General features: G+C 67.5%; 31 protein-coding genes. 11 read left to right on the top strand and 20 right to left on the bottom strand.

What is annotated here, in order from left to right; all coding sequences use genetic code 11:
* Position 1: 1 nt before the first annotated feature.
* Together ACIA75_RS07635 and ACIA75_RS07630 are read right to left on the bottom strand one after the other, a co-directional pair.
* The gene (locus ACIA75_RS07635) at positions 2–805 is read right to left on the bottom strand and encodes an SDR family oxidoreductase (protein ID WP_397101186.1); all 804 of its coding nucleotides are present in this window, start codon (positions 803–805) and stop codon (positions 2–4) included.
* A gap of 83 nt (positions 806–888) precedes the next feature.
* The gene (locus ACIA75_RS07630; RefSeq protein ID WP_397101184.1) at positions 889–1,011 is read right to left on the bottom strand and encodes a hypothetical protein; all 123 of its coding nucleotides are present in this window, start codon (positions 1,009–1,011) and stop codon (positions 889–891) included.
* A 451-nt stretch (positions 1,012–1,462) separates the two neighbouring features.
* Between ACIA75_RS07630 and ACIA75_RS07625 the strand changes: the two genes are divergently transcribed.
* A complete protein-coding gene (locus ACIA75_RS07625; RefSeq protein ID WP_397101182.1) occupies positions 1,463–2,116 on the top strand; it encodes an AIM24 family protein in 654 nt (217 codons plus the stop codon).
* A 54-nt stretch (positions 2,117–2,170) separates the two neighbouring features.
* Here the strand turns inward: ACIA75_RS07625 and ACIA75_RS07620 are convergent, their stop codons facing one another.
* Positions 2,171–2,830 (bottom strand): CatB-related O-acetyltransferase, encoded by a 660-nt coding sequence (locus tag ACIA75_RS07620; RefSeq protein WP_397101180.1) that lies wholly within the window; start codon positions 2,828–2,830, stop codon positions 2,171–2,173.
* 46 nt (positions 2,831–2,876) lie between these two features.
* The gene (abc-f, locus tag ACIA75_RS07615; protein ID WP_397101178.1) at positions 2,877–4,490 is read right to left on the bottom strand and encodes a ribosomal protection-like ABC-F family protein; all 1,614 of its coding nucleotides are present in this window, start codon (positions 4,488–4,490) and stop codon (positions 2,877–2,879) included.
* Between the two features lie 156 nt (positions 4,491–4,646).
* Between abc-f and ACIA75_RS07610 the strand changes: the two genes are divergently transcribed.
* A complete protein-coding gene (locus ACIA75_RS07610) occupies positions 4,647–5,270 on the top strand; it encodes a TetR/AcrR family transcriptional regulator (protein ID WP_397101176.1) in 624 nt (207 codons plus the stop codon).
* A gap of 81 nt (positions 5,271–5,351) precedes the next feature.
* On the opposite strand, the gene ACIA75_RS07605 is transcribed toward ACIA75_RS07610, so the two are convergent.
* Positions 5,352–5,729 (bottom strand): winged helix-turn-helix transcriptional regulator, encoded by a 378-nt coding sequence (locus tag ACIA75_RS07605; RefSeq protein ID WP_397101174.1) that lies wholly within the window; start codon positions 5,727–5,729, stop codon positions 5,352–5,354.
* Between the two features lie 108 nt (positions 5,730–5,837).
* Here ACIA75_RS07605 and ACIA75_RS07600 point away from each other — a divergent pair, with 108 nt between their 5' ends.
* The 4 genes from ACIA75_RS07600 to ACIA75_RS07585 all read left to right on the top strand — a co-directional run bounded on the left by ACIA75_RS07600 (position 5,838) and on the right by ACIA75_RS07585 (position 9,245).
* The gene (locus ACIA75_RS07600) at positions 5,838–6,665 is read left to right on the top strand and encodes an NAD(P)H-binding protein (protein WP_397101172.1); all 828 of its coding nucleotides are present in this window, start codon (positions 5,838–5,840) and stop codon (positions 6,663–6,665) included.
* An 83-nt stretch (positions 6,666–6,748) separates the two neighbouring features.
* Positions 6,749–7,441 (top strand): dienelactone hydrolase family protein, encoded by a 693-nt coding sequence (locus ACIA75_RS07595; protein WP_397101170.1) that lies wholly within the window; start codon positions 6,749–6,751, stop codon positions 7,439–7,441.
* Between the two features lie 191 nt (positions 7,442–7,632).
* Entirely contained in the window at positions 7,633–8,154 is a 522-nt protein-coding gene (locus ACIA75_RS07590) for a pyridoxamine 5'-phosphate oxidase family protein (protein ID WP_397101168.1), read from the top strand.
* Positions 8,155–8,159: 5 nt separating this feature from the next.
* The gene (locus tag ACIA75_RS07585; RefSeq protein WP_397101166.1) at positions 8,160–9,245 is read left to right on the top strand and encodes a serine hydrolase domain-containing protein; all 1,086 of its coding nucleotides are present in this window, start codon (positions 8,160–8,162) and stop codon (positions 9,243–9,245) included.
* Between the two features lie 55 nt (positions 9,246–9,300).
* Here ACIA75_RS07585 and ACIA75_RS07580 read toward each other — a convergent pair whose 3' ends face one another.
* Positions 9,301–9,711 carry a RidA family protein gene (locus ACIA75_RS07580; protein WP_397101164.1) on the bottom strand — a complete coding sequence of 137 codons (411 nt, stop codon included), beginning with the start codon at positions 9,709–9,711 and terminating at the stop codon, positions 9,301–9,303.
* A 79-nt stretch (positions 9,712–9,790) separates the two neighbouring features.
* Here ACIA75_RS07580 and ACIA75_RS07575 point away from each other — a divergent pair, with 79 nt between their 5' ends.
* A complete protein-coding gene (locus ACIA75_RS07575) occupies positions 9,791–10,171 on the top strand; it encodes a winged helix-turn-helix transcriptional regulator (RefSeq protein WP_397101162.1) in 381 nt (126 codons plus the stop codon).
* Here ACIA75_RS07575 and ACIA75_RS07570 read toward each other — a convergent pair whose 3' ends face one another.
* From ACIA75_RS07570 to ACIA75_RS07555, 4 genes are all read right to left on the bottom strand, one after another.
* Positions 10,172–10,792 (bottom strand): antibiotic biosynthesis monooxygenase, encoded by a 621-nt coding sequence (locus ACIA75_RS07570; protein ID WP_397101160.1) that lies wholly within the window; start codon positions 10,790–10,792, stop codon positions 10,172–10,174.
* A gap of 187 nt (positions 10,793–10,979) precedes the next feature.
* Positions 10,980–12,182 carry a cytochrome P450 gene (locus tag ACIA75_RS07565; RefSeq protein ID WP_397101158.1) on the bottom strand — a complete coding sequence of 401 codons (1,203 nt, stop codon included), beginning with the start codon at positions 12,180–12,182 and terminating at the stop codon, positions 10,980–10,982.
* A 96-nt stretch (positions 12,183–12,278) separates the two neighbouring features.
* Positions 12,279–12,875, bottom strand: a complete 597-nt coding sequence (locus ACIA75_RS07560; RefSeq protein ID WP_397101156.1) for a TetR family transcriptional regulator — start codon at positions 12,873–12,875, stop codon at positions 12,279–12,281.
* 141 nt (positions 12,876–13,016) lie between these two features.
* Positions 13,017–13,385: a MerR family transcriptional regulator gene (locus ACIA75_RS07555; protein ID WP_397101154.1), complete on the bottom strand. Its 369-nt coding sequence runs from the start codon at positions 13,383–13,385 to the stop codon at positions 13,017–13,019.
* A 143-nt stretch (positions 13,386–13,528) separates the two neighbouring features.
* Between ACIA75_RS07555 and ACIA75_RS07550 the strand changes: the two genes are divergently transcribed.
* Positions 13,529–13,864: an EthD domain-containing protein gene (locus ACIA75_RS07550; protein WP_397101152.1), complete on the top strand. Its 336-nt coding sequence runs from the start codon at positions 13,529–13,531 to the stop codon at positions 13,862–13,864.
* Positions 13,865–13,949: 85 nt separating this feature from the next.
* On the opposite strand, the gene ACIA75_RS07545 is transcribed toward ACIA75_RS07550, so the two are convergent.
* From ACIA75_RS07545 to ACIA75_RS07530, 4 genes are all read right to left on the bottom strand, one after another.
* The gene (locus tag ACIA75_RS07545; protein WP_397101150.1) at positions 13,950–14,501 is read right to left on the bottom strand and encodes an NADAR family protein; all 552 of its coding nucleotides are present in this window, start codon (positions 14,499–14,501) and stop codon (positions 13,950–13,952) included.
* 87 nt (positions 14,502–14,588) lie between these two features.
* Positions 14,589–14,888 carry a hypothetical protein gene (locus ACIA75_RS07540; RefSeq protein ID WP_397101148.1) on the bottom strand — a complete coding sequence of 100 codons (300 nt, stop codon included), beginning with the start codon at positions 14,886–14,888 and terminating at the stop codon, positions 14,589–14,591.
* A 297-nt stretch (positions 14,889–15,185) separates the two neighbouring features.
* Complete coding sequence (locus ACIA75_RS07535; RefSeq protein ID WP_397101146.1) at positions 15,186–15,977, bottom strand: SDR family oxidoreductase; 792 nt, start codon at positions 15,975–15,977, stop codon at positions 15,186–15,188.
* 171 nt (positions 15,978–16,148) lie between these two features.
* Positions 16,149–16,700 carry an Rv3235 family protein gene (locus ACIA75_RS07530; protein WP_397101144.1) on the bottom strand — a complete coding sequence of 184 codons (552 nt, stop codon included), beginning with the start codon at positions 16,698–16,700 and terminating at the stop codon, positions 16,149–16,151.
* A 350-nt stretch (positions 16,701–17,050) separates the two neighbouring features.
* On the opposite strand from ACIA75_RS07530, the gene ACIA75_RS07525 reads away from it, so the two are divergent.
* From ACIA75_RS07525 to ACIA75_RS07515, 3 genes are all read left to right on the top strand, one after another.
* Entirely contained in the window at positions 17,051–17,755 is a 705-nt protein-coding gene (locus ACIA75_RS07525; protein WP_397101142.1) for a metal-dependent hydrolase, read from the top strand.
* A 103-nt stretch (positions 17,756–17,858) separates the two neighbouring features.
* Complete coding sequence (locus ACIA75_RS07520) at positions 17,859–18,572, top strand: VIT family protein (protein WP_397101140.1); 714 nt, start codon at positions 17,859–17,861, stop codon at positions 18,570–18,572.
* 73 nt (positions 18,573–18,645) lie between these two features.
* On the top strand, positions 18,646–19,458 hold the full coding sequence (locus tag ACIA75_RS07515; protein ID WP_397101139.1) for a hypothetical protein: 813 nt from the start codon (positions 18,646–18,648) through the stop codon (positions 19,456–19,458).
* Between the two features lie 18 nt (positions 19,459–19,476).
* On the opposite strand, the gene ACIA75_RS07510 is transcribed toward ACIA75_RS07515, so the two are convergent.
* From ACIA75_RS07510 to ACIA75_RS07485, 6 genes are read right to left on the bottom strand one after another with little or no spacing between them, the layout of a single operon-like run.
* Entirely contained in the window at positions 19,477–20,433 is a 957-nt protein-coding gene (locus ACIA75_RS07510) for an MlaD family protein (RefSeq protein ID WP_397101138.1), read from the bottom strand.
* The gene (locus tag ACIA75_RS07505; RefSeq protein ID WP_397101136.1) at positions 20,430–21,518 is read right to left on the bottom strand and encodes an MlaD family protein; all 1,089 of its coding nucleotides are present in this window, start codon (positions 21,516–21,518) and stop codon (positions 20,430–20,432) included. The genes ACIA75_RS07510 and ACIA75_RS07505 overlap by 4 nt, the downstream gene beginning before the upstream one ends.
* A gap of 20 nt (positions 21,519–21,538) precedes the next feature.
* Complete coding sequence (locus ACIA75_RS07500; protein WP_397101134.1) at positions 21,539–22,639, bottom strand: MlaD family protein; 1,101 nt, start codon at positions 22,637–22,639, stop codon at positions 21,539–21,541.
* Complete coding sequence (locus tag ACIA75_RS07495; protein ID WP_397101132.1) at positions 22,639–23,697, bottom strand: MCE family protein; 1,059 nt, start codon at positions 23,695–23,697, stop codon at positions 22,639–22,641. The genes ACIA75_RS07500 and ACIA75_RS07495 overlap by 1 nt, the downstream gene beginning before the upstream one ends.
* Positions 23,685–24,689 (bottom strand): MlaD family protein, encoded by a 1,005-nt coding sequence (locus ACIA75_RS07490; protein ID WP_397101130.1) that lies wholly within the window; start codon positions 24,687–24,689, stop codon positions 23,685–23,687. The genes ACIA75_RS07495 and ACIA75_RS07490 overlap by 13 nt, the downstream gene beginning before the upstream one ends.
* On the bottom strand, positions 24,686–25,690 hold the full coding sequence (locus ACIA75_RS07485; protein WP_397101128.1) for an MlaD family protein: 1,005 nt from the start codon (positions 25,688–25,690) through the stop codon (positions 24,686–24,688). Before ACIA75_RS07485 ends, ACIA75_RS07490 begins: the two co-directional genes overlap by 4 nt.

The raw sequence follows: 25,690 nt of genomic DNA, 5'->3' as shown, positions 1-25,690 counted from the left end.
GTCAGCGCTTCAGGCCGTGCATCCGCGCGACGACCTTCTCGATCACCGCGGCCGGCACCAGGCGGCGCAGCAGGAAAACGACAGGTGCCCGGCTTCCCTTCGCGTACAAGGGTTTCGGCTTATCGGCCTCGATCGCCCGCAGAATAGTTTCCGCCACCTCGCCCGCACCGGTCCCGGACCGTTCGTTGCGATCCAGGTGGGTGATCATCGTGTCGAAATCGGCCGCGTACACCGAATCCTCGCCGATGTACTTGGTGCGCCGGTCCCCGATCCCCGTCGCGATCGAACCGGGTTCGACGGTGCTGATCCACACCCCGAACGGCGCCGTCTCCAAACGCGCCGCGTCCGCGAACCCCTTGATCGCCGCCTTGGTCGCCACATACGAGGACCGGTAGGCCAGCGGAAAGCTCGCCAGCATCGAACCGACCATGATGATCCGGCCGTATCCGCGCTCCCGCATCCCCGGCAGCACGGATTGCGCCAGCTGAACGGCACCGAAGACATTCAGCTGGAAGATGCGCGTGATCGCCTCGTGCGGCAACTCCTCGATCGGCCCCGACTGACTCTCGCCCGCATTGTTGACCAGCACGTCGACCGGCCCGAGCTGCTCTCCGAAACGCTCGATCCCCGCCGGGTCGGTCAGGTCCAGGGCGCGGTACTCCACCCCCGCGACCCGAGCCGGCTCGGCGATCGAATCCGGGGCCCGGCTGGTCCCGATGACCCGGTACCCCCGCGCGACCAGCAGCGTGGCGGTCGCCCGCCCGATTCCCGACGATGCCCCGGTCACCAGCGCGGTCTTCGTCATCCGATCCCTATCCCTCGACAATACGGGCGCTCGGCGGCACCTCCACCGGAACCGCCAATCTACCGATCACCGCGGGCGGCGGATCAGCTCAGGGTGTAGATACCGGACAGCATGCCCAGCATGTTCAGAAAGATGATGTACTTCAGGAAGCCGGGCATATCGGCGCCTCTCGAGTCTCGCTGTCGATCGTCGAACGGCGACCACACACGGAGTACCCTTCGAGTCCGCACCACACTCATGAACGTGTGCGCTACTACAGATCTCGGCCGTCGATGTGATTCCGTTACATCACCTGCCGCGCACACTCGTCCGGCCCGGAATCGACCAATATGCTGACCCCTGTGCGACGGTCCGGAGATCACCTCCGGGCACAGATCGAATGAGGACAGCGCTTGCCTGCCCCGGAAGTCCCCGCCGGCACTCCGCAGCCTCCGGCCCCGGCGCCCCCGCACCGCCCCCTCCGGCTCCCGCGGAACCCACACCTGCGGATTCGGGTCCCGCACGCGGCAAATGGCGGAACGAGGTCGGCACCCCCGACGAACCAGACGAGGACGACCTGTACTTCCGGCGCAAGAACTGGCTCGAATAGCCGAGGCCGAACCCGGAGTCCCACCTTCCTGGACCCGGACCGGCCCCAGATGCGGCAGGATCGCCCGTATGCAGAGTGAGATCTTCGCCAGCGAGAACATGGCCCAGCCCGCAACCGCCCCCGGGATGACCGCGCAGAGCGCGAAGTCGCTCAAGTACGCGGTGAACGGCGAATGCCTGGCCCGCCAGGGTTCGATGGTCGCATTCCGGGGGAACCTGCAGTTCGAGAAGAAGGGGCAGGGCGTCGGCAAGTTCCTGCAGCGTGCGCTCACCGGCGAGGGTGTGCCGCTGATGTCCGTGCGCGGCCAAGGGGAGGCGTGGTTCGCCCATTTCGACCGCAACTGCTTCCTCGTCGACCTCGCTCCCGGCGACGCGCTGACCATCAACGGGCGCAACATTCTGGTGTTCGACTCCAGCCTGCAATACGATATCCGCATGGTGCAGGGCGTCGGGATGGCCGGCGGTGGCCTGTTCAACTGCGTATTCTCCGGGCAGGGGCGGCTCGGACTGGTGTGCGCGGGCACGCCGATCATCATTCCGGTCACCGCACAGGCACCCGTTTTCGTCGATACCGATGCGGTGGTCGGCTGGAGCGCGCAGCTGCAGACCTCGTTGAATCGTTCTCAGACGTTCGGGTCCATGGTCCGCGGCGGTTCGGGCGAGGCGTTCCAGCTCCGCCTCGACGGCGAGGGGTTCGTCATCGTGCAACCCAGCGAGGCCTGAGCGGAACACGCCGCTCAGCCACTCGCCGCCGCGAAGACGGGGAAAGCCGGCGGGTCACCTACTGCCCGGATTAGCGGCTTCGAGGTCGGCGATACCGCCCGACATGATCGTCCGGATGTGCTCGGTGAGGTGTTCCAGCGGCCAGTCCCACCAGGCGACCGCCAGGAGCCGGGCGATATCGCCGTCCTCGTAGCGGGTGCGGATGAGGCGGGCCGGATTACCGCCGGCGATTCCGTAGTCGGGTATATCGCCGGTGACCACGGAGCCGGTGCTGATGATCGCGCCGTGGCCGATCCGCACCCCGGGCATCACCGTCACACCGTTACCGAACCAGACGTCGTTGCCGACCACCGTGTCCCCGCGGTTCGGCAGGCCGGTGATCAGGTCGAAGTGTTGCCTCCACGAGCCGCCCATCGTGGGGAACGGAAAGGTCGAGGGGCCGTCCATACGGTGGTTGGCGCCGTTCATGATGAACCGTGTTCCGGTGCCCAGTGCACAGAACTTCCCGATGATCAGCTTTTCCGGGCCGTAGTGGTAGAGCACATTGCGGGTTTCGAAGGCGGCCGGATCGTCCGGGTCGTCATAGTAGGAGAACTCCCCGACCTCGATCAGCGGCGAGGTGATCAGCGGTTTCAACAGCACCACCCGGGGCTGGTCCGGCATCGGGTGGAGCACGGCCGGATCCGCGGGAACGGCTATCGGCTCATCGGGCATGAACGAACTCCTTCGGCGAGTGGGTGGTCAGGGGCTTCGGGAAATGTCAGACGGTCTCGGCCGGGACTGCCCCGATGCCGAGCTGGGCGCCCCGCCAGCGCATACGCAACCGGCGGTCGTGGCTGACGATCACGAGCGCGCCCCGGTAAGCGGCCAGCGCGGTTTCCAGCTCCTCGACCAGACCGGGAGACAGATGGTTGGTGGGCTCGTCGAGCAGCAGCACCTCCGTCGGCTCGCTGATCAGGCGGGCCAGCGCGAGACGCTGCCGCTGCCCGGTGGACATGTTCCGGACCTGCGCGGTGAGCTGGGCGCGGCTGAACAGCCCGAGAGACAACAGGTTCTCGGCATGCCGGTCGGCATCACCCGGGCGGCCGCGCGCGAACGCGGCGAGCAAGGTCTGTCCCGGTTCCGCGGGCCGGGGTTCCTGCGCGAGGTAACCGATTCGGCCGCGGCGGACGACCGAACCGCTGTCCGGAGCGAGCTCACCGGCCAGCACCCGGAGCAGGGTGGTCTTGCCCGCACCGTTCGGGCCCGTGATCAGCACACGCTCACCGGCAGCAACCGTAACGCTGGTGCGGGCGAGCCGGCTCGCGAGAGTGATATCGGTGGCCTCGAGGACGACACCGTGCGCCCGGCCGGCCTGCGGAGTGGCGGTGAAACGCAACGGTTCCGGAGGCGGCGGCACCGGGTCCGCCAGCAGGCGGCGCAACCGTTCCTCGGCATTGCGGACCCGTCCGGCCAGCGACTGCTGCACCCGCCCGCCTGCCCGGTCGTAGGCCATCTTGTTGTTGTCCTTCATCGCCCGTCCCGGGGCAACCCGGCGCGCCGTGGTCGCGACCGTCTCCCGCAGCCGGGCGGCCTCGGCCTGCCATTCCGTATGCGCCTGCACCCACCGCTGCCGGGCCGCCGCCTTCTCCGCGAGAAATCCCCGGTAACCGTTGCCGTGGCGGACCAGGCACTGCCGGTCCGCGTCGACTTCCAGCAAGCCGGTCGCCACCCGTTCGAGGAACACCCGGTCGTGCGAGACCGCCACCGTCGTGCCACGCCTGGTCCGCAGGTGGTCTTCCAGCCAGGTCAGGGCGTTGTCGTCGAGGTGGTTCGTCGGCTCGTCCAGCAGCAGGACCTCGGGACCGGCCGCCAGCAGGGCGGCCAGCCGCAGGCGAACCTGCTCACCCCCGGACAGCCCGCCGGCGGTGCGGTCGCGGGGCACCAGCCCGAGCCCGAGCCCGTGCAGGGCCCGTTCCACCCGGGCGTCGGCGTCGTAACCGCCGCGCAGCTCGAAAACAGTTGTCAGATCGCCGTATTCGTTCAATCCGGAGTCGTCGCCCGCCGCCATCGCGGCCTCCAGGCGGCGCATCCGGGCCTCGACCCGGCGCAGATCGCTCAGCGAGCGGTCGATGATCTGCTGGACGGTCAGCTGCGGGGGCAGCTGTTCGTCCTGGGCGAGATAACCGATACCGCCCTCGGCGTCGACGATGATTTCGCCCCGGTCGGGCCGCTCACGTCCGGCGAAGAGCCGGAGCAGGGTGGATTTACCGGACCCGTTCTCCCCGATGATGCCGGTGCGTTCACCCGCGCCGAGCGAACAGGTCACCGCGTCGAGGACGGGACGGCCGTGGAAGGACTTGCTGACCGCGAGCGCGGTGATCTGCGTTGGCATGAGGGAACTCCGAAGCATTCGAGGACGGCGCGGCCATCGGCGACCGCAGGGCCGGGGGAACGCTTCGGAAGAACATCGGCCACCTCACTAGTGCGACAACTGTTGCATTAGGATAATGCCACAACCCCACCCAGACGAGCAACCGGATACCCGACGATGAATCCACCCGCACCCACCGGCCCGCCCCAACCCCGGCCGGGCGGCCGCACCGCACGCATCCGCGACCAGGTACTCGAAGCCGTCCGCGCGGAACTGACCGAGCACGGCTACGACGCACTCACCGTGGATACCGTCGCTGCCCGCGCCGGCGTGCACCGCACCACGGTGTATCGCCGCTGGCGCGATGTCGGCGGCCTGATCAGCGATGTCTTCGCCGCCGCCGGCGATATCGACTGGCACCCCCGCGACACCGGATCCCTGCACGGCGACCTCGCGGCACTCAACCACGAGATCCACGATTCCCTGACCGAGGAGCCGTCGATCGCCTCGGCCCTGATCGCGGTCTCGTTCCGCTCCGAGACGGCGGCCCGCGCCCTGCAGCAGCTGTGGGAGGACCGGTACTCACAGTCCGAGATCGTGGTCGAGCGAGCAGTCCGGCGCGGCGAACTCACTCCCGATATCGACGCGCGCGCTCTGCTCATCGCGGCCACCGCACCGATCTACCACCAGCTGGTCCTGCTACGCACTCCCCCCGACCCGCAGCTCTCCGACCGGGCCGCCGGCGCCGCGGCCCTGGCCGCGCGTTCCGGCGCATTCACCCACTCGGCCTCGGACGCCTGAGTCAGCCGACCGAGCATCGCCGGCCGGTCGCCGACAGCAGCGGGCCGGCGGGCGAGACACCGGCAGGCAGCCGCTCCGGGCTCAGCGTTTCCGGCCCGTTTGCTTTTCGGTGTCGTAGGCACGGCGGGCCTGATCGACCTTGCCGAGGTTGACCGACCAGTCGGCCAGGGCCGCGAACAACGGCGCCAGGCTGCTGCCCAGCTCGCTGATCTCGTAGACGACGCGGGGCGGAACCTCCGGATAGTAAGTGCGCGTGATCAATCCGTCGCGCTCGAGCTGCCGCAGCCGCTCGGTCAGGACTTTAGGTGTGATGGTGGTGATCCGGCGCTGCAGTTCGACGAAGCGTTGCGGGCCCTCGTAGTGCAGCACCCACAGGATCGGCGTGGTCCAGCGACTGAACACCACATCGACCACGGGAGCGACGGGGCAGGCTTTTTCGGGGGCGGGGTCCGCACTCACCCACACTGTGTCTCCGGTCACAATACGCCCGACCTCCATTACTTTCCTCTAGGTACCTACTGTCTTCCGAATACTACGGTCGAGCCACCCAAATCGAAAGGAACGACAATGATCGTGGTGACCGGAGCGACAGGCAATACCGGACGGCCCCTCGTGCAGGCGCTGGCCGCGGCAGGCGCGGAAGTGCGTGCCGTTTCGCGCACAGTGGGCGCGGCCGACGTACCCGCCGGCGTCGAGCATCGGCAGGCCGACCTCCTGCGTGCGGACGAACTCTCCTCGGCCTTGCACGGGGCCGATACCGTATTTCTGCTGACATCCGGCGAATTCCTCGGCGCCGGAGGCGGACTCGGCGATCTCCTGGCGACCGCCCGCGGTGCGGGTACACGGCGGGTGGTGCTGCTGTCCTCGCTGGGCGTGGGCACCGGACATCATCCGGCGGACCTGGAGAAGGCCATCGAGAGTTCCGGTATCGAGTGGACCATCCTGCGACCGGGAAACTTCGCGTCGAACGCATTCCAGTGGGCCGAGTCGATCCGCACCGAACGGACGATGGCCGCGCCCTTCGCCGATATCGCACTCCCGGTGATCGATCCGGACGATATCGCCGCGGTCGCCGCCGCTGTCCTGCTCGAGGACAGCCACAGCGGCAAGACCTACAACCTCACCGGCCCCGAAGCGATCACGCCCCGGCAGCAGGCGGCCGCAATCGCCCTCGCAGTCGGAGAGCCGGTGCAGTTCGTCGAACTGTCCCGGGCTCGAGCGCGGGCCCGGATGCTGCAGTTCATGCCCGAACCGGTCGTCGAATCCACACTCGCTATTCTCGGCACCCCGGCGCCGGCACTACAGCAGGTCAGCCCGGATATCGAACAGATTCTCGGCCGCCCGGCCCACACCTTCACCGACTGGGCCGCTCGCAATTCGGCGGCATTCACATAGCGGTCAACCCGCTGTGAAACACGCGGTTTGCCCCGCACGCTGGGTGGTAGGCCCCCTCTGTGAAGTGATCGCAGGACAGGGCCGTGAACCATTCGGACAATGGGGAGGACAGCGTGTTCGTGGACGAGGATGTCGAGCTCCCGCTCGGCGGTGTCCGGCTCGACGCCCGGATGTGCCTGCCGGCGCAGGGCAGCGGAGTCGTTGTTTTCGCGCACGGCAGCGGCAGCGGCCGGCACAGTCCACGCAACCGGCACGTGGCGGAGGTCCTCCAGCAAGCCGGTCTCGGCACGGTCCTGCTCGACCTGCTCACCGCCGAGGAAGAGCAGTACGACCAGCGCACCCGGGAGCTGCGCTTCGATATCCCGATGCTCGCCGAGCGGCTCACGAGGACCGTGGACTGGCTCGCCGGACAACCGGCGACCGGCAAGAACCCGGTCGGCTTGTTCGGTGCCAGCACCGGCGCGGCGGCCGCGCTCCGCGCCGCCGCGGATCGCCCCGCCGCCGTCCACGCGGTCGTCTCCCGAGGCGGCCGGCCCGACCTCGCCGGTGACGCCCTCACCCGGGTCCGGGCGCCGACACTGCTGATCGTCGGCGGCAATGACGAAGTAGTCCTCGACCTCAACCGCCGAGCCCAGCTACAGATGACTGTGACGCCCCGGCTGAAGATCGTGCCGGGCGCTACGCACTTGTTCGAGGAACCCGGAACACTCGACCAGGTCGCCGAGCTCGCCACCGAGTGGTTCGTGGAGAACGTCGGGAGCGCACCGGCGACGTAGCCCGGAATCCTGCGTGATCTGGGTTGCGCCGGAACAAGTTCGCCGGCGCTGACCGATGAGTTTTCCCGCGGGTTCACGTCATCTACAGGTAGCCGCGCAAGTCTCGCCGGAGGGTGTGCAGGTCGGCTCGCTGGCACTGTTTCACCGGTGTCGGTCGGCTGAGCATGCCCCGTTGTCCCGAAGGAAGTGCCATGTCAGACCGTGAACCGGATGTTGTGCTGGGGCCGTTCTCGTCTCCGGACGCGCAGGCGACGCCGTGGGCGTCGGCGGCAGCGGTCCTCGAGGCGGCGGAGGTGTTCTGGCTTTCCACGGTGCGACCGGACGGGCGACCGCACGTGACGCCGTTGCTGGCGGCGTGGAGTCTGGGCGGTCTGTGCTTCACCACGGGTGATCAGGAGCGCAAGGCACTCAACCTCGGCCACAATGCGCAGTGTGCGCTGACAACCGGCACGAATGCCTTGACCGGTATGGACGTCGTCATCGAGGGGGTCGCCTCCGTCGTGGACGATCGCTCCGAGCGGGCACAGGCCGCCGCGGACTTCGAGCGGAAGTACGGAACGCATCTGACCGATCCCGCGGGCACCTGGTATCGGCTGGGCGATGCGGTCATCGCCGGCGGCGTCAAGCTGTATCGAGTCGCGCCGACCGTCGGATTCGCGTTCGGCAAGCTCCCGACGTCCAGCCAGACTCGCTACACGTGGCCGAGCCCGTGACGACAATGTCCGCATTACAACACCGGATCCGCAGTGCCATAGACGATTTCGTCGCTACCGGCGCCGAGACCGGCTTGCAGGTTGCCGTGTACCGGCACGGCACTCTGGTCGCCGACGCCGTCGCCGGGATCGCCGACAGCGCGACCGGGCGCCCGGTGACGCCGGAGACTCCGTTCTTCAGCTTCTCCGCCGGCAAGACCCTGGCGTCACTCATCGCGCATCTGCTCGTCCGGACAGGCACGATCGGATACGACACCCCGGTGGTCGAGCTGTGGCCGGAGTTCGGTGCCCACGGCAAGGAGTCCGCGACTCTCCGGCACGTACTCACCCACACGACCGGCGTACCGGCGATGCCTCGCGATATCGGGCCCGCCGACCTGCCCGACTGGACGCGAGTCTGCACCGCTGTCGCCGCCGCCGAACCACTGTGGCGACCCGGGATCGCGACGGGGTACCACTCGTTCACCTTCGGCTTCCTCGTCGGCGAGATCGCGCGCCGGGCGACCGGCAAACCGATGCGCCAACTCCTTCACGAGTGGATCGCCGCGCCCCTGGGTCTCGACGGCGACCTGTACTTCGGGGTGCCCCGAGCCGACCTGCCCCGGCTGGCACGACTCGAAGACGTCGCCCCGCAACCAGCCCCACCCGACGCCGATACCGTTCTCGCGCCTTGGGAAATGCAACCCACCGCGGCCATGGGCAACAGTCACGAGATCCTGCAGGCGGATATCCCCTCGGTCGCCACCTTCACCGCGCGGGGGATCGCCGCCGCGAATGCCGCGTTCCTCGACGGCCGGCTCATCGACTCACACCAGCTCGCCGAGGTCACCGCCGTAGCCTTCGAGGGCACCGACCAGGTCTTCGGCAACCCCGCGCGGCTGGCCCTGGGCTATCCGCTCGGCCGCCTCGGCACCCGGCCGGACGAGACATCGACCGCGTTCGGCTGGGTCGGTGGTGGCGGCAGTTACGTCTATGCCGACATCGCCACCGGCATCTCCTTCGCCCTGACCAAGACCCGCCTCACCCCGCACTTCGCCACCGCCGAATTACTAGCGGACCTGACCACAGCCGGATTCGGCCCGCACACGTGAGCCGACTCCCTGCATCCGTCGAACGTCGCCGTTCCGGCGGACTGCGCGGCAGGTATCAGTCGAGCACGGCGTACGCCTCGACCTCGACCAGAACATCGGGCTCGAACAGGTAGTCGACGCCGATCGCCGACAGCGGCGGTAACGGCTGCGGTATCCCCAGCTCGTCCACCACGCGCTCGATACCGGCAACGAAGTCGTCGTATTTGTCCGGGCTCCAGTGCGTGACGAAGAAGCGCAGCCGCACGACATCGGCGAAACTCGCGCCCGCTCCCGCCAGACCACGTGCTGTGCTGCGTAGTGCGTGCGCGACCTGGCCGGCGAGGTCGCCGGTCGCGACCGGATTGCCCTCGGCGTCACGGGCGATCTGCCCGGCCACATGCACGTGGCGAGCACCCGTGCCGATCGAAACATGGTGGTACGGAACGGGAGCGAACATGCCCTCCGGGGTCAGCAACTGCACTGCCATGAGTGTCCCTTTCACTGGTTGAATCAGGTATCCGATGTCTACCTGGTGCCCCAAGGGAACTTCAACGAGACTAGGTTTCATGATGGAAACCGCTGCACCCCAGCCGGCCGCCCCGCAACTCACCCAGCAGCACCGTGACCTGCTGGATCAGGTGCTCGACAAATGGTCGCTGCAGATCCTCGACGCGCTGTGCGAGCACGGGACGCTGCGCTTCAACGAGCTGCGCCGGGCGATCCCGGTCGTGACGCAGAAGTCACTGACGGCCGCACTGCGGCGACTCGAACGCAACGGGATGATCGAGCGCGTGGTCACGAGTACGCGTCCCGTTGCCGTCGAATACCGCCTCACGCCGCTCGGCAGGTCCTTGCAGGATCTCATCGACGCACTCCTGCACTGGGCGACCAGCACCCTGCCCGATGTCGAGCGCGCCCGCGCACGCTTCGACGACGGGGAGCCCTGATCAGGCCAGTTCCGGAACCCGCAGATGGGCGAGCGCCAGCTCGAACTCCCGCACATCGACAGCTTCGACACCGGTCTGCCGGGCGGCGTCGACCCGCAGCGAGGCCGACATCTCGCGGCTCGCGCGCATCGCGTCGGCACTGTCGTACGTGGTGCACGAGACGGCGCGACCGGACTTCCGGTTGATCATCAGGCTGGCACTGCAGAAACCGTCCAGCTCCTCCATCGCGGGCAAGGTGGAAGCCTTGTAGATCTCGACGGCCGAATCGAGCCGGCTCGGATCGGTCTTGACCCAGGTCGCGCGCACACATGCGCCCTCATGCGTGTGATGCGCCCGGTGCAGACCGGCTATCTCCCATTCCTCGACCTGCGCGCTCTCCCCGAACGCCGCAATCGCACGTTCCCGGATCGGGCCGATCTTTTCCCGGCTGTCGTGCATCGCCTCGACGGACTCCCAGGCACTGGTCGCAATGCAATGCCCGGTCGACCGGTCGACCATCAGCGACAACCCGACACATCCGGGCACGTCCCGCAACGCGGGCATAACGACTTCACGCATATGCGCAATTCCGGTATCGATAGCGGAGGGTTGCGCCTGAATAGTGGTAGATCGCGCGAACACGATCCACCCCCTCTCTGCTCAGGGGCAGCGCCCCGGTGGCGCCACCGGCATCTCTCACCCTGCTCCCCCACTGCCATGCAGACAAGGGGTAGCCGATCGCCGTTTCACAACTCTCCCCACCTGTCCACACCCGCCGCTCACTCCCCGCGCACCGCGCGTTCCGGCTACTCCTCCGGGAGGCGTGAGTTCACCAGCCGACCAGGAGTTTCTCCGGACCCCGTACCAGCAGACCCGACTTCCAGGGGACCTCGTCCACCGGTACCGCGAGATGCAGATCGGGGAACCGTTGCAGCAGCGCCTCGAGCGCGACCTGCAGTTCGACGCGCGCCAGTTGCGCACCGAGGCAGTGGTGCGCCCCATATCCGAAGGCCACGTGCGGATTACGTTGCCGGGTGAGATCGAGTGATTCCGGGTCGTCGAAGACGGCTTCGTCGCGGTTCGCGGACTGCGTGTGCACGAACACCGCGTCTCCCGCCCGCACCGTGACCCCGCTGAGCACCACATCTTCGGTCGCCACCCGGGGCTGCCCGCCGCCGGCACCGAGCTGGGTGTGCCGGAGCAGTTCCTCGACCGCGCCCGGGATCAACTCGGGATCGGCGCGCAGCTGGTCCCAGTACGCACGCTGGGTGAGCAGCACATAGGTGAAGTTGGCGATCTGGTTGGCGGTGGTCTCGTGGCCCGCGATCAGGATGCCGACGCCCAGGTTGACCAGCTCGCGCTCGCTCAGGCGGTCTTCGTCGTCGCGCGCGGCGACGAGGGCGCCGAGCAGATCGTCGGTGGGGTGCTTCCGGCGCTGGGCGACCTGTTCGGCGAGGTAGCCCTCCAGCGAATCGCGGGCGGCTTCGATCTGGTCGCGGGTGTAGGCGGTGGTCGACAGGATCGCGTCGGAGAAATCGCGGAACCGGTGCTGGTCCTGCGGTGGCACACCGAGCATTTCGCAGATGACGGTGACCGGCAGGGGGAGCGCGAATCCCTGCACCAGGTCGGCGGGTGCGCCGGCGCGCTCGAGTTCGGTGAGTTTCTCGTCGACGATCTGCCGCGTGCGTGGCCGGAGCTGCTGGACCCGGCGGCTGGTGAACGCCTTCGCGACAAGCTTGCGCAGCCTGCTGTGTTCGGGCGGGTCCATGCTGAGCAGTGAATCGGGGCGTGCCGGGGCGGGGGTCGCGCGCGGTATGTCTTCCCGGTCCACGGTGACCGCGCGGCTGAACCGGGGGTCGCCGAGTACCAGTTTGACGTCGTCGTAGCGGGTGACCAGCCAGCCCTGCCCACCGTAGGGCAGTTCAACCCGGGAGACCGGTTCTTCGCGGCGCAGTCTCGCGTAGAGCGGATCCATATCGAGGCGAACCGGTTCGCCGAAGGGGTACTGCCGCACCTCGGTGTTCACGCTCATTCGGTCTCCCTTCCCGACAGCTCCGGCCGTTGTAAGCAGCCGCTTACTTAGGCAGGGTAAGGGGTTGCAGTGTGGGGAGTCAACGGCGCAACAGGGTTACGCCGGAGGGAATCTCGCATCATTGCGCTCCAGCAGCACCCCGGCCGCACGCAGCACATGACCGGCAATCTCCGCGGGGTCCGCGCTGTCCAACGGTTCCCGGTGCAGCACCGACCGGACCAGCCCGATTCCCAGCAGCCAGGCCAGCAGGAGATCGGCACGCAGATCCCCGTCCTCGGCCGCGGTGAGCGTCGACAGCGCCCGGATGTACTCCTCCCCCAGCTCCCGGCGAATCACCGACGCGCCCTCTTCGTGGCCGCTGGACCGCAGCGCCGCCTGCAACCAACTCCCGGGTGACAGCCCCTCGTTCGGCCCGAGCGCACGTTCCAGCAATCTGGACAGCAGCGCGTCCACCGGGCCGGCATCGAGGACCGACCGCCCGCGATCGGTCATCGTCGCCCGGAAAAGCTCGTCCTTGGTTCCGAAATACCGGAACAACAATGCCTGGTTGACCCCGGCCCGCGTCGCGATATCCCGCACGGTCGCCCGCTCGTACCCCCGTTCGGCGAACAATTCCTGCGCCGCCGCCAGAATCGCGACCCGCGTGGCCGCGGAATCCCGCCGCCGGGCCCCCGGCTCGTTCCCGCTGACCATTCGCCCTCCGATTCATCCGATATCCGGAGAAGCAGCGTAAGGCACCGGATCGGGACAAAGCGGGCGGGTCAGCGGCCTGGGTTCACGCTGCGGAACGCTCACCGCCCACACGAGCGGTGAGAAGTTCCCGCTGCACCCGGCCTAGTCATCCGCTGCGTTCGCCAGGAAGTCCCGGTTCACGGTGATCAGGTCATCGAGTGCCGCTCTGGCGGCGGCCAGGCTGTCGATCGTGGCCGACAGGCGATTTCGCTCCTGATTCATCGCGGTCAAGGCTTGCCGGGCCCTGTCCCTCGTGGGCTCCGCCATACAGGGGACCATTCGAGCGATGGTTCTACTGGACATCCCGGCGGCCAGGAATGCCCGCACCAGCGCCACCCGCTGGACGTGATCATCGTCGTAGCACCGCTGACCGCTGGGAGACCTCGTGCTGACCAGCAAGCCCTGCTCCTCGTAGTAGCGCAGTGATCGACGGCTCGCTCCCGTCCGGGCGGCCAGTTCACCGATCCGCATCGTCAACTCCTCGTGTGCGTCGGGTCACAGCGGCTTGCCCCTGACATCGATGTGAACGTTTAGGTTAATCCCCTGGCTCGCGGTCCGCCGCCGGGTATCCGGTTGCCGGCCTCCCGCATTCGCGAGCACGAAAGGAGAAGTCCGTGATCAAATTTGCTTTCCTGATCAACCGCATCGATGGGATGACCTTCGAGGAATTCGTCGACCATCACCGAAACCGCCACGCCCCGCTGTTCACCTCCATTCCGGAAGCGCGGCAGTACGTGAAGAAGTACACCGTCTCCCACCCGGTACCCGCCGAGGGATATCCGAGTCCCGCCTACGACGGCCTCACCGAAATCTGGTTCGACAGCTGGGCGGATCACAACGCCTTCTTCACGTCCGATAATTACAAGGAGTTGGTGAACCCGGACGAGAGCAAGTTCATCGATATGAATTCGGTGGCCGTAATGGTCACCGAGGAAAGGCTTGTCGTCTGACCTCGAAGCCCGGCCGAGTTGCCGCCACGGCAGCGCGAGCAGCTCGGCCGGTATCCCAACGCTCGGTCCGCGATTTCGCCCGAGTTCAGGGCCGCAATCCCTCGCGGGCTTCCATCAGCGCGAACCCGAGCAGGTTCAGCCCTTTCCAGCCGGTCGGATCCTCGATTCGCGGATCGTCGGCGGTCAATCCGACACCCCAGATCCGGTCCACCGGACTGGCTTCCACCAGAACCCTGTCGCCGGTGTTCACCAGGAATCGCCGCAGTTCCTCGTGCTGACCGAATTTCGCCAGACTTCCGGCCACCACGATCCCGTATCGGTGCTCCACCCACACATCCTCGGCGAACCCGCGGATACTTCGGCCCAATTTCTTGGCCTCACCCGGATGCCGCGCTGCCAGGATCCGGTCCGCGATGCTCCGGTCGTCGAACAGCATCGCCTTGCGCCACATCATGTAATGCTCGGCTGTCCGGAAATCCACTCCGTCGACGGTGAACTCCACCGGCCACCATTGACTCAGGCAATTCGAGCCGATCACTCCGTCCGGACGCGGATGATGCCCCCAGAACGGCAGGTACTTCACCCGCGCACCACCGTCCACGGCAGCGATCAATTCGCCTGTACTCCGCGCCTTCATCCGCCCGAGTCTGCCCCACAGCACGCCGGAAAGCACCCGGATTCCGGCGCTCGGGGTCGGCTGCCGATCGCCTGGTGTCAGCTGCGGTCACCTGGCGCGGCGGCGGGCCCGGAGGCCCGCGAAGCCGATCAGCAAATCGGCGGCGACCTCGAAAATCGCTGCGAACCAGGAAAACCCGGTGACCCCGGCGACCGCGGGCGGGTTGATGAAGCTATCACTGAACGGCCCGAACCAGTCAGGGAACAGATGCACCAGGGTGAACCCGATCGCGCTGGCGAAGCCTATGCCGATCGCGGCCAGGGGCGCCCAGCGATGCCCGGCGAACACCAAGGCGATGGTTACGACGGCGAGCACGGTCTGCACCGTCCCGAGCGCCATGACCGTCATCGAGATGGAATTCATGCCGCGTCGCAGGTGATCCGCGCCGTGTACCGCCAGAGCGACCGCGAATATCGCAGTAGCCCAGCGCAATTCGGCCGTTACGGGAGATATTCGGACAGACGTTCCGGTCATGACGACCTCCGAGGTCGAGCCGCTCACACGGCTACCGTCCAAGCAATACTACGCATTGTAGTATCTCCGCCCCGCACCGGAAAGACCTCGAAGGACCGTGGCGGAACTGCGCAATCACCGGGCGTTTCGCACAACCCGCGAACTTCGATTCGCCGCTCACCCGGACAGCGCTCAGCGCCAGTGCTGGTCACCGACCGCCGCGGCTTCGGCACCCCCGTCGGCGAAAACGATCTGACCGGTGACGAAACGGTTGTCCGCGCCGGACAACCAGCAGATCAGCTCGGCGACCCATTCCGGCCGCCCCGGGAACCCGCCGAAGGGTTGCGGGGCGGCGGCCTCGACCGTATTCCGGGTCGCCTCGTCGGCGAAGATCCAGGCAGCTGCCGGTGTGTCCACGACACCCGGTGCGACAATATTGAGGGCGATTCCGGCCCCGGCCCACTCGGCGGTCGGGGCAACCGTGCGCACCCATCGGTTCAACGCACGTTTCGCGACACCGTAGGCGCCCGTCGGCCCGGCGAGCGACGGGTCGGCGTCGAGGTAGGCAAGTGCCGCGGCGACGTCGCCGTCCAGGCAGGCTTGCAGCACGCGTTCATCCACCGGCGCTAGAGACGACGTCGACGAGACCGCGACAGCTCGGGGCGCCGGGCTCTGCGCGAGCAACGGCCGAAGCCCCTCCAATGTCGCGACGGCACCGAAGTAATTGGTCTCGAGGAGACCGGTTCTGCCCCCTCCGGCGATGGCCAGAACAGCGTCGATCGGCCCGCGCTCGGTGACCTGGTCCACGAGGGACCGCCGCCCCTCGGGAGTGGACAGGTCCGCCCGGATTTCCGCGTCGTCCAGATCGCACCCGATGACCTTCGCGCCGCGTTCGCGAAGCATGGCGGCGGTAGCGGCACCGATGCCGGAGGCGGAACCCGTGACCACATATGTCCGCCCGGAAATCCCTGGATACGACGCCATCGCTCGAACTCCTCCCGCCGATCGGACCGAAATACCGCGCCGGCAATGCCCGGAAGATTCAGGGTTTGCGGGCCAATCCGGCGGATATCAGCTGATCCCATACTTTCACTTCCTCCCGCCCCTGAAGGACCGGGCTTGCACGCCACGTTTCACGGTCAGCTCCCGGTGCGATCAGGCCAGGCGGAGGGCTGTCACCTTCCAGCCTGTTTTCGTGTGCTCGACGCGGCCGGCGAGCACGAGGCAGCGTGGGCCGCGCTCGTACATGGCTACCAGCTCGAATACATGGTCGCCGGCCGGGAACAGCCGGTATTTGGTCAGGACCGCGGCGCCCAGTGTCCGGCTCGGGACATGGTCGCCGGCCACCAGGGATCCGACGGTGTGGATCAGCGCGGGGGCACACAGGGTGGTCAGCTGCGCGACCGGGCGGCGGCGGTCCAGGATCTCCAGCAGGATCCGTAGGGTTCTTCCGGCGAATTCGCGCGCGTCGCCGGGTTCGTCGTGCCGTTCGACCGCGTGACCGGCTCGTTGGACTCGACGGATGCTCGCCGGGGTGCTGCTACCGGAGCGCAGGGATCGGCGGTCGACGCGTGGGCGGCAATCGGCCGCGGGTTTCTCCGCAGGTTTTTCGGGCGCGCAGGTTGTCGTGGTTGCGGCGGCTGAGGATTCTCCGCCCGCGGATGCAGGCTCGACGGGTTCTTTGCCGCTGCGCGCAGGCGCCGACATCGACGGACTTCCGGCGAACGGACGGACCCCGGACCGGACGGGTGGTAACCCATCAGGCAATTCTGTCGGCGGTTCGTACTCGGGCACCCGACAGAGAATCGGCTGGACATCACGCATTCGACACCCCCTCCATGGACGGAACGCTCCACCGGCGCTCCGATCGCGACAGCATTGCATCGATAACGCCGGGCGTACAGACGTATCCGGAGCATTTTCGCCGGAACAACCGTCGGCACGGCGTGTCTCGTGATCGCAAGACCTCGGCGCGTCGCAGGCCCGGATTGTCTGTCGGAATCGATTGCTAACTTGGATCGTTACGTCCGATCGCACCTTGATACCGGGAGAGTGTTTTGCTCGGCCATTCCCATGCCACCAGCGGCGCGCTGGCTTTCGCCACCGCCGCCACCGTTGTTCCCGTCCCGGTGATGGAATTCGTGAACGGACCCGTCGATGTCAGCGCGCTCGAATTGATTCTCGGCGCCCTGATCACGGCAGGTGCGGCCTTGCTGCCGGATATCGATCACCCGGGCGGCACGATCGGGGACTCCCTGGGCCCGGTGAGCAATGTGGTGGCGAAGGGGGTGTCGACCATCGCCGGTGGACACCGTAAAGGGACACACGGGTTGCTGTTCGTCCTGCTCGCCGGTTGGGCGACCTGGGCCGGGGTGATGTATCTGGGCAGATACTTCACGCTGGGCGTCATCTTCGTCATGCTGGCCTTCGGCTTCCGGGCCCTGCATCTGACCCCGAAGGGCGATTCGTTCCGGGCCTGGGGGTTGTGCGTGCTGCTGGCCGGGGGCGGAACGGTCCTGATGGACCGCTGGCTCCCGGATTCGCCCTACTGGCTACCGTTCGCCATCGGCCTGGGCTCACTCATCCATATCGCCGGCGACTGCCTCACCGACCGCGGCTGCCCACTGCTGTGGCCGTTGAAGCCCCGGCTGGCCGTACCGATCATCTCCCGCACCGGGAACAAGGTGGAGACCTGGGTTCTGACCCCGGCAATGGGCCTGGTCACCATCGCCCTCCTGTACGTGTACGCCGTGCCCCGATAGTTCCTGAGCGGTTCGCTCCGGCACGCACGGCACGGCACCGGAGACCACTCGACGGTTCGACACAGCATGGCCTCACCTGCGGTTATTGGCATAGTCTGCGGCTATGACCGACGCAGCGAACGGCCAGTATCTCCCGCAGCCCCGGTTCGCGGCCAAGCTCAACTGGCTGCGGGCCGGGGTGCTGGGCGCGAACGACGGGATCGTCTCGACGGCGGGGCTCGTGGTGGGTGTCGCGGCCGCCGCGTCCAGTACCGACACCATTCTCACCGCCGGCATCGCAGGGATCAGCGCCGGCGCCATATCCATGGCGGTCGGCGAGTATGTGTCGGTCAGCACCCAGCGCGATGCGGAGCGCGCGCTGCTCGCGCAGGAGCGCCGGGAACTGGCGGCAGACCCCGGGGATGAGCTGAACGAGCTCACCGCGATCTATCACGCCAAAGGACTTTCCGCCCGGACCGCCCGGCGGGTGGCCGAGGAACTGACGGAATTCGATGCGTTCGCCGCCCACGCCGAAGCCGAACTCGGATTGAATCCCGACGACCTGACCAACCCGTGGCATGCTGCGCTGTCCTCGGCGATCTCCTTCGCCGTCGGCGCGATGCTGCCACTATTGGCGATCCTGCTGCCTCCGACCTCGGCCCGGATCCCGGCCACCATGGTCGCGGTACTGCTCGCGTTGGCGCTGACCGGCTCGATCAGCGCCTGGCTCGGCGGTAGCGGCCGGGCGCGGGCCATGGCTCGGGTGGTAATCGGCGGGGCACTGGCCATGACGGTCACCTACTCCATCGGACAGCTCGCGGATGTGGCCGGTATCTGACAGGCTGCGAATTCCCTTGCCCAGTATCGGAAGTGAACCAGCGACGGGTCGCATCTTTTGCTGTACTTGGCGGGTGAGTTCTCTTTTCGCCGTATTGCCGGCGGCCGGGCTCGAATCGGCCGAGCAGGCATACGAGCGGTATCTGGCCCTTCGGGACACCGCCGAGCCCAGCCCTCCGGTGCAGTCGGTCGCAGTGGTGTGCACCCTGATCCACCGATCCGGGACCGGATTGCGGGTCTACCACCGGCCGGACGCCCGGGGCGCCCTGCTGGAAGCGACCGTCCGGGACCGGTTCGATTGCCTGCGCGCCCTGCTGGCGCTGACCGCCGACCGTGACCTGGCGATCCTGGATGTCGCGACCCGCCGCCTCTACAACCCGCGCGGCGCCACCCGGATCAAGGTGACCACCGGGAACTTCACCCTGCCCTATCTCACCGAGAGCATTCTCGACGAGATCCTGGAAACTCCCCCGGACCCGCGCGACCCCGCCCTGCAGGTGACCCGCGCACCGATGTGCCATATCCGGGCTCGCCGGCTGCCGGAGGATATCTTCGAACTCGAACACCGCGATCTGGACGCGTTCTTCCAGCTCTACACCGATAACGCGACCCTGGTCCGCAAAACCATCTGGGCGTGGGCCATCCGCGATCCGTGGTGGCAGCAGGCCATCGCCTGGCAGCCGACCGACGCATCGACCAGGCACCATGATGAGCCGGCGGACGATATCGATGCGGTACTGGCCGAGCTGCGCCAGATGGCCGACGAGACTCCGTTCGAACTGGGTGCGCTGGATCTGATCTCGGCCCTGGGCGATGTGGACAACCAAGCCCAGGCCATCCTCGACCGCGCAGATACCGAAACCCCGGACCGACCCGGACCGGAATGAATTGTCACCTATATCCAGCTATTTCAGGCCCACCCGGACCTGCACCGAATCCTCGTCGGTGCTCTGTAGCGCCTGATCGATCAGGCTGCTGATATTCACCTGCGGCGCGGTGGTGCCGAGCGCTTCGGTGAGCGGGGCAAGCCCCGGCTGCAGGGCGGCCAGTTCCGGGCCGATCTCGTCGAGCAGGGTGTGCAGCCGCTGCAGCAAGGGGACGAGTCCGTCGCCTTGGAGGTAGGCCTCCGGCGCCCCTTCGTCACCGGTGAACCGACCCACCGATTCGACGAAATCGTCGAGGACTTCGGCGAATCGGGTGAATTCGGTGGCCGCCGCCGAGGTAGCGGAGCCGGCCCATTCGCTGTCGGCAGCGGCTGTCTCGAAGTTGTCGAGCAGTTCCGCGATACGGGGTTCGCGGGACATGATCGTGGCGGCGAGCAGGTCCGCGGCGCGGGTGAGTTCCGGAAGTACCGCGTCGGTGCCGTGCAGGGCCTCGCTCATGGTGCGTACCAAGGAACCCATGGTGGCCGGGTCGAGCTGGTTCATGGTGCGGGTGACCATGCGCGCGGCCTCGGGAATCGACAGCGGGCTGTGGATATCTTCCGATTCCAGCCGCTGCCCGTCCGATATATAAGGGCCCGCCCCGGTTTTCGGCACGAACTGCACATAGGGTTCGCCGAGTGCGGACAGGTGCTCGATGGTGACGACACTGTCGGTGGGCAGGCGATGCGAATCGTCCACCCGGAAACCGACTTCCACGCCGTCGGTCACCCGGTCCACCGAGGTCACGCGACCTACTTCGATACCGGTGAGCAGGACCGGTGAGCCGACGCCGAGACCGCCGGAATCGTCGAGGACCAGGGAGGCGTTCACGAAATCGCGGAACGGATCGGCGCGCACCACTCCGAAAGTCAGATAGCCCGCGCCGAGCACGGTGATGGCGGCGATACCGCCCAGTGACGCCAGCGGACCGAGTTTCATCGCACGGCTCCGATCATGCGCAGGGTTTCGATGATCCGGTTCACCTGATCGTCGGTGGACAGGCCCGGCGTGCGCACCGCGCTGATATCCACCTTCGGCCCGTTCTCCGCAAACGGGATGATCTTGTCTCGCAGCAGCGCGATCAGCATGTTCAGGTTCGAGGGCTGCCGCAGATCCAGCGGACCGCCGGTGGCCAGCGGCACGAACGCCGCCGCGGCCGCGCCGCCGGATTGCGCGAGCGGTGCGAGCCAGCTCAGCGACTGACCGACCGGGCCCAGCCCGCCGAAGATCTCGGTGACCCCGGCGATGGACGCGGTGGCGTCGTTCATCTGCTGCACCGACTCGGGGCGCAGGATATTGTCCAGCTCGTCCTGGATCCCGTGCATGACCTCGGCGTTCGCGGCGACGCCGTTCAGCAGGAGGTCCACCTGGTCCAGGTGCGCGGCCAGGTCCACCGCGTCGGTCGCCAGCACCTGCGCGATCCGTTGTGTCTGCGCCGGATCCTGGGGCAGTACCGAATTGAAGCGGTTGACGATGTCCTGCAACTGCCCGACCGCGCCGCTGTTGACGAACAGCGCGATCGCCGCCATCGTGTCCTCGAGCTGGACCGGCGGCTGGGTGCGGTCGCGGGTGATGGTGTCGCCCGGGCGCAACAGGGTGTCGTACCCGTCGGGCGGTGTGGTGAGCGCGACGTGGATATCGCCGAGCACGGTGTTCTGCCGCAGTTCGGCAACCGTGGTGGCCGGTAGTTCGACCTCGTCGTCGACGTCGATATCCACGACGACATAGCCCGGCCCGTCGGCGGTGCCCGGAACGACCTCGACCCGCTCCACATTGCCGACCTGCGCGCCGTTGGCGATCACCTTCGCCCGGGCGGGCAGGTTCAGCACATTGGCGAATTCGATGTGCAGCGGATAACTCCCGCCGGTGACGGTGGCGCCGGGTACCGGAATATCGGAAGGATCGAACGCGCAACCGGAGACGGCCAGCGTCGCGGCGAGTCCGCAGGCCGCCAGGCCGCGTCGCAACCGAGTGCGGTCGAAAGTAATTCGCTTTGTCCCGTCGAAGGGAGTTCGCGGTGTCATCCCGACTGGAATTCGCCGTGTCATCGCGCACCCGCCGATCCCAGTACCAGCCGCACCAGATCCAGATCCACCATGCCGTTCGCCGCCCCGGTGCAGCGGCCGGGCGTCACGGCGTTCACCGCGGCGCAGACCTGCTCGGCGTTCTGCTGCGGTATCGCGACCCGCGGCGGGGCGTAGGTGAGGCCGGGGGCGCCGGTCGCCGGATCGGTGACGGTGCGCAATGCCGAGGTCAGCACCGGCGTGGTGCGCACGATATCGCTCAGCGAACCCACATTCGCGCGGAGCAGTTTCACCAGCGGCACCAGGTTGTCGAGGGTGGTCATGAGCGGGTCGGCCAGGATCACGGTCAGGTCGTTGAGCATCGGCAGGATTTCGCGCAGCCCGTCGAACAATGCGATACCGGGGGTGAGCAGTTCGGAGTGCGCCTGGTTCAGGGTCGGCGCCAGCCGGGTGAGCATCAGTTTCAGATCCCCCCAATGCTCGGCAACCTTGTTGGACACCGACGCGTAAGCGTCGAAAATACCTGCCAGATGGGCGATATCGGCATCCGGGGATTCCAGTACCCGGCCGAGCTGGTTGATCAGATCGTTGATCTGCGCGCCGGTGCCGGCGGTCGCGGAGTCCACCGCGTCCAGTCCGCCCGCGAGCGCGTTCGGCCGGGTTTCGGTGCCGCCGATCTGATCGGACAGCTCGGCCAGCGCGGTGATCGTCTGGGTGAGACTCTTCGGCGTCAGGGTTTTGGTGAGGCATTGCCCCGGATCCTGTTCGTCGGTGGAGTTCGCGCCCGGTAGCACCGCCAGTTCCCGGTCGGCCACCACGGTGTCGGAGACCGTGGTGGCCCCGGCATCGGCGTACACGGGGTGGTCGGCGTCGATCTCGAAATCGACCCGCACCTTCGCGCCGGCCGGGGCGATCCGGGTCACCGAACCGACGGTGATCCCCCGCATCGACACCTGATTGCCCTGGTAGAGGCCGATGCTATCGGGCATGATCGCGCAGTACGCGCGGGTGGATTTCAGTGGTTCGAAGGCAATCACGTACGCGGCGGTCACCGCGAGTACCAGGACCAGCGCGCCGGCGATCGACATCAGCGCCGGCGAGGCCAGCACCCGTTTCAGCATCAGCACACCTTCCCGGGAAGCGGGACGCAGAGCACGGCGCCGGGCGCGGTCACCGTCGTCCCCGACTGGTCGACGTGCACGCCGCCCTCGGGTCCGGCCAGTTCACGCAGTTTCCCGCTCAAGCTCTGGGCCGCAGCGATCATCGGCTCCAGCTGATCGCCGTATTCCTGCAGCCGCGGCAGTGCGTCGGCCAGCTGCTGGACCTTGGGTTGCAGTGTCTGCTCCCAGCTCGGCGCCATGGCGGTCACCCGCTGGACCACCGAGCTGAGCAGGCCCAGGGCTTGGCGCAGTTCGGCGCGTTTGTCCAGTAGCACCGTCTCCATCAGGTTGACGTTGTCCATCAACCGGCCCAGATCGGTTTTCGCGCCGTCGTACATGGTCACGTATTCGTCGGCGGTCGCGATGGCGTTCGAGACCTGGTCGCGCTGGCGTTCGATGGCGTCTAGGTAGCTGCCGACGGTGTCCAGGACGCTACGCAGGGATTCCGGGGCGGCGTCGATGGAGGTGTCCAGCGCGGCGAGGTTGCGGCGCAGCGTATCGCCGTCGGTTTCGCGCAGCGGTGCCGTGGCGTCCTGGAACGTTTCCATCAGGCTGTAGGGCAGGCGGATCCGGTCGGCCGGAATCGGTGTGTCGTCCAGGGGCGCATCGCCCGCCGGGAACAGCGCGACATAGTGACCGCCGACCAGGGTGAGCATGCGGATGTCCAGCGAACTCCGGTCGCCGACGAAGACGTCCCGGTCGACGGTGAAACTCATCAGTACCCGGTCCGGCTGCAGTTCCAGCGAGGTCACCTCGCCCACCGGCACACCGGCGAGGCGGATATCGTCACCGGCCTTGACCGACTGCGCCTCGCTGAGTTCGGCGGTATAGGTCTTCTTGCCCAGCGGCACCACGTACAGCGCACCGACCGCGATGCCCAGCACCGCGACCGCGCAGACGCCGATGATCCCCAGCCGCAGTTGTTTCCGCAGTTTCGTCGGTTCGTCGGTGATCGGCTGATCCCGATCGAACAAGCGCCCGAGCGCCGACTTGCACCGGGCGAAGGTCATCCGTTGCATATCGCCACCTGCTGTCCGCCGATCAGGACCCGCACCGGCGCCGGGACCTCGGCCGCACCCTTACTGCACTCCGGCCGGAACCCGGCCGGAGTCCGCGGGAACGCCGTGTCCACCGCGGCGAGCAGGCCGGGCAGCCGCCCGAATGTGTCGAGTGCCTGCTGCGGATCGGGGAAGAGATTCCGGATCATGGCGTCGATATCGGGACCCATCTCCGGGCTCAGGCCGAGTGCGGCCAGCAGGCGGTCCACCGGTTCGAGCACCGCCGGCGCGCTCATCGCGAAATCCGCGAGACCTCCGACATTGCGCTGCAGCGCCTCGAAGATATCGGTGAGCCGCGCCAGCAGAGGTACCAGGTGATACAGCCGGCCGCCCACCCGTTCGGCGAGGTCGGACATATTGCGGACCAGGGTGCCGATGACGTGCTGGCGGTCCTCCACATATTCGCTGAGCGTGCCGATGGCGTCCAGCGCGGGGCCGATCCCCGAGCCGTCACCCTCGATGACCGCGAGCATGCTTTCGGTGAACTGGTTGACCGCCTCCGGCGACAGCGTCGCCAGGACCGGTTGCAGGCCGTTGAACAGGCTGGTCACATCGAACGACGGAACGGTCTGTTCCGGGGCGATATCCATACCGTCGGCCAGCCGGGCACCCGGGTTCGGCTGCTGCTGGAGGTCGATATACCGCTGACCGGTGAGGTTCTGGTACCGGATCGCCAGCACACTGTTGTCGAAGACCGGGGTGTCGGTGGTGACGGTGAGCCGGACGTTCGCCTTGTCGCCCGCCAGGGTGACCGCCTCGACCTTGCCGACCTGCACCCCGAACATCCGCACATCGTCACCGGTTTTCAGGCCGTTCGCGTCGGTGAACAAGGCGTGGTGGGTTTCGGTGTCGCCGTCCACGGGCCGTTTGATCGCGCCGATGACCAGGGCGAGGACCAGAGCCATCACCCCGGCGAACAGGACCAGCCGCCAGGCGGCGCCCCGCGGGGTCACCGCTCACCTCCCGCGACTCCGTTCACTTCGACCTCGAGGTCGAGCACGGGTCCTTGGGGCCCGTCCTTGAACGCGACCCCGAGCCGGGTGAGCAACGTACGCAGATCCGCGGCCGACTGCTGCGGGTCCGGCACGGCCAGGGCCATCAGATTCAGGGTGGGCGCGAGCATATCGGTGTAGCCGGACAGCTGACCGGCGCTGTTCATGGTGTCCGCGAGAGCGGGCAGGATCTCCCCGGTCAGGGCTTTCACTCCGGCATCGAAATCCGCGCGGTCGGTGCGCAGCACATCGATATCGACGATCTGATCGAGCACCTCGATGGTGGCGCCGGCGAACTGCCCGCCGCCTTCGAACGCGGGCCCGAGCCGCCCGACAAGTTCGTTCGCGGGCATCGACTGGTGCTCGGCGATCACCCGCCCGGCCGTGATCAGGGCCTCGGCCAGCGGCGTGAACGCCTTGACGTCCGCCGCCGCCTGGGAGATCACCTCGGCCATATCCGCCGTGAACACGGTGCCGCTGGTCTGCGACAGGCTGCGCAGCAGCGCGCCCATCGTGGCGTCGTACACCTCGGCGGCCCGGCGACCCGTCAGGTCCACCACGGCACCGGAGCGCAGCGGCGCACCGCCGGACCCGGGCCGCAACTCGATCTCGCTGATGCCGAAGAGGTTCGCGGGCGCGTAGTCCACCAGCATGCTGTCGTCGATTCCGTGCAACCGGTTCTCGTCCAGGGACAGACTGATCTGCTGAGTACCGCGCCCGGCGGGCACGATATCGGTGACCGAGCCGACCTGCACCCCGTCCACCCGCACCAGCGTTCCGGCGACGACACCGTCACCGATCTGCTCGGTCCGCAACGCGACGCGCAGCCCGTCGTCCGACGTCACCGCCCGGTACCCGTATCCGGCCAGCGTGACCACCGCCAGCACCGCGACCACGAGGACACCGACCCGCCGCGCGCTGCGCGGACCGGCGGCGACCCCGGGCATTCCGTACTTCGGCAT

It is taken from the genome of Nocardia sp. NPDC051750 (assembly GCF_044453135.1).
Taxonomy (GTDB): domain Bacteria; phylum Actinomycetota; class Actinomycetes; order Mycobacteriales; family Mycobacteriaceae; genus Nocardia.
Note: the sequence above shows the minus strand (reverse complement) of the source record. Positions and strands in the feature narration are given on the sequence as shown.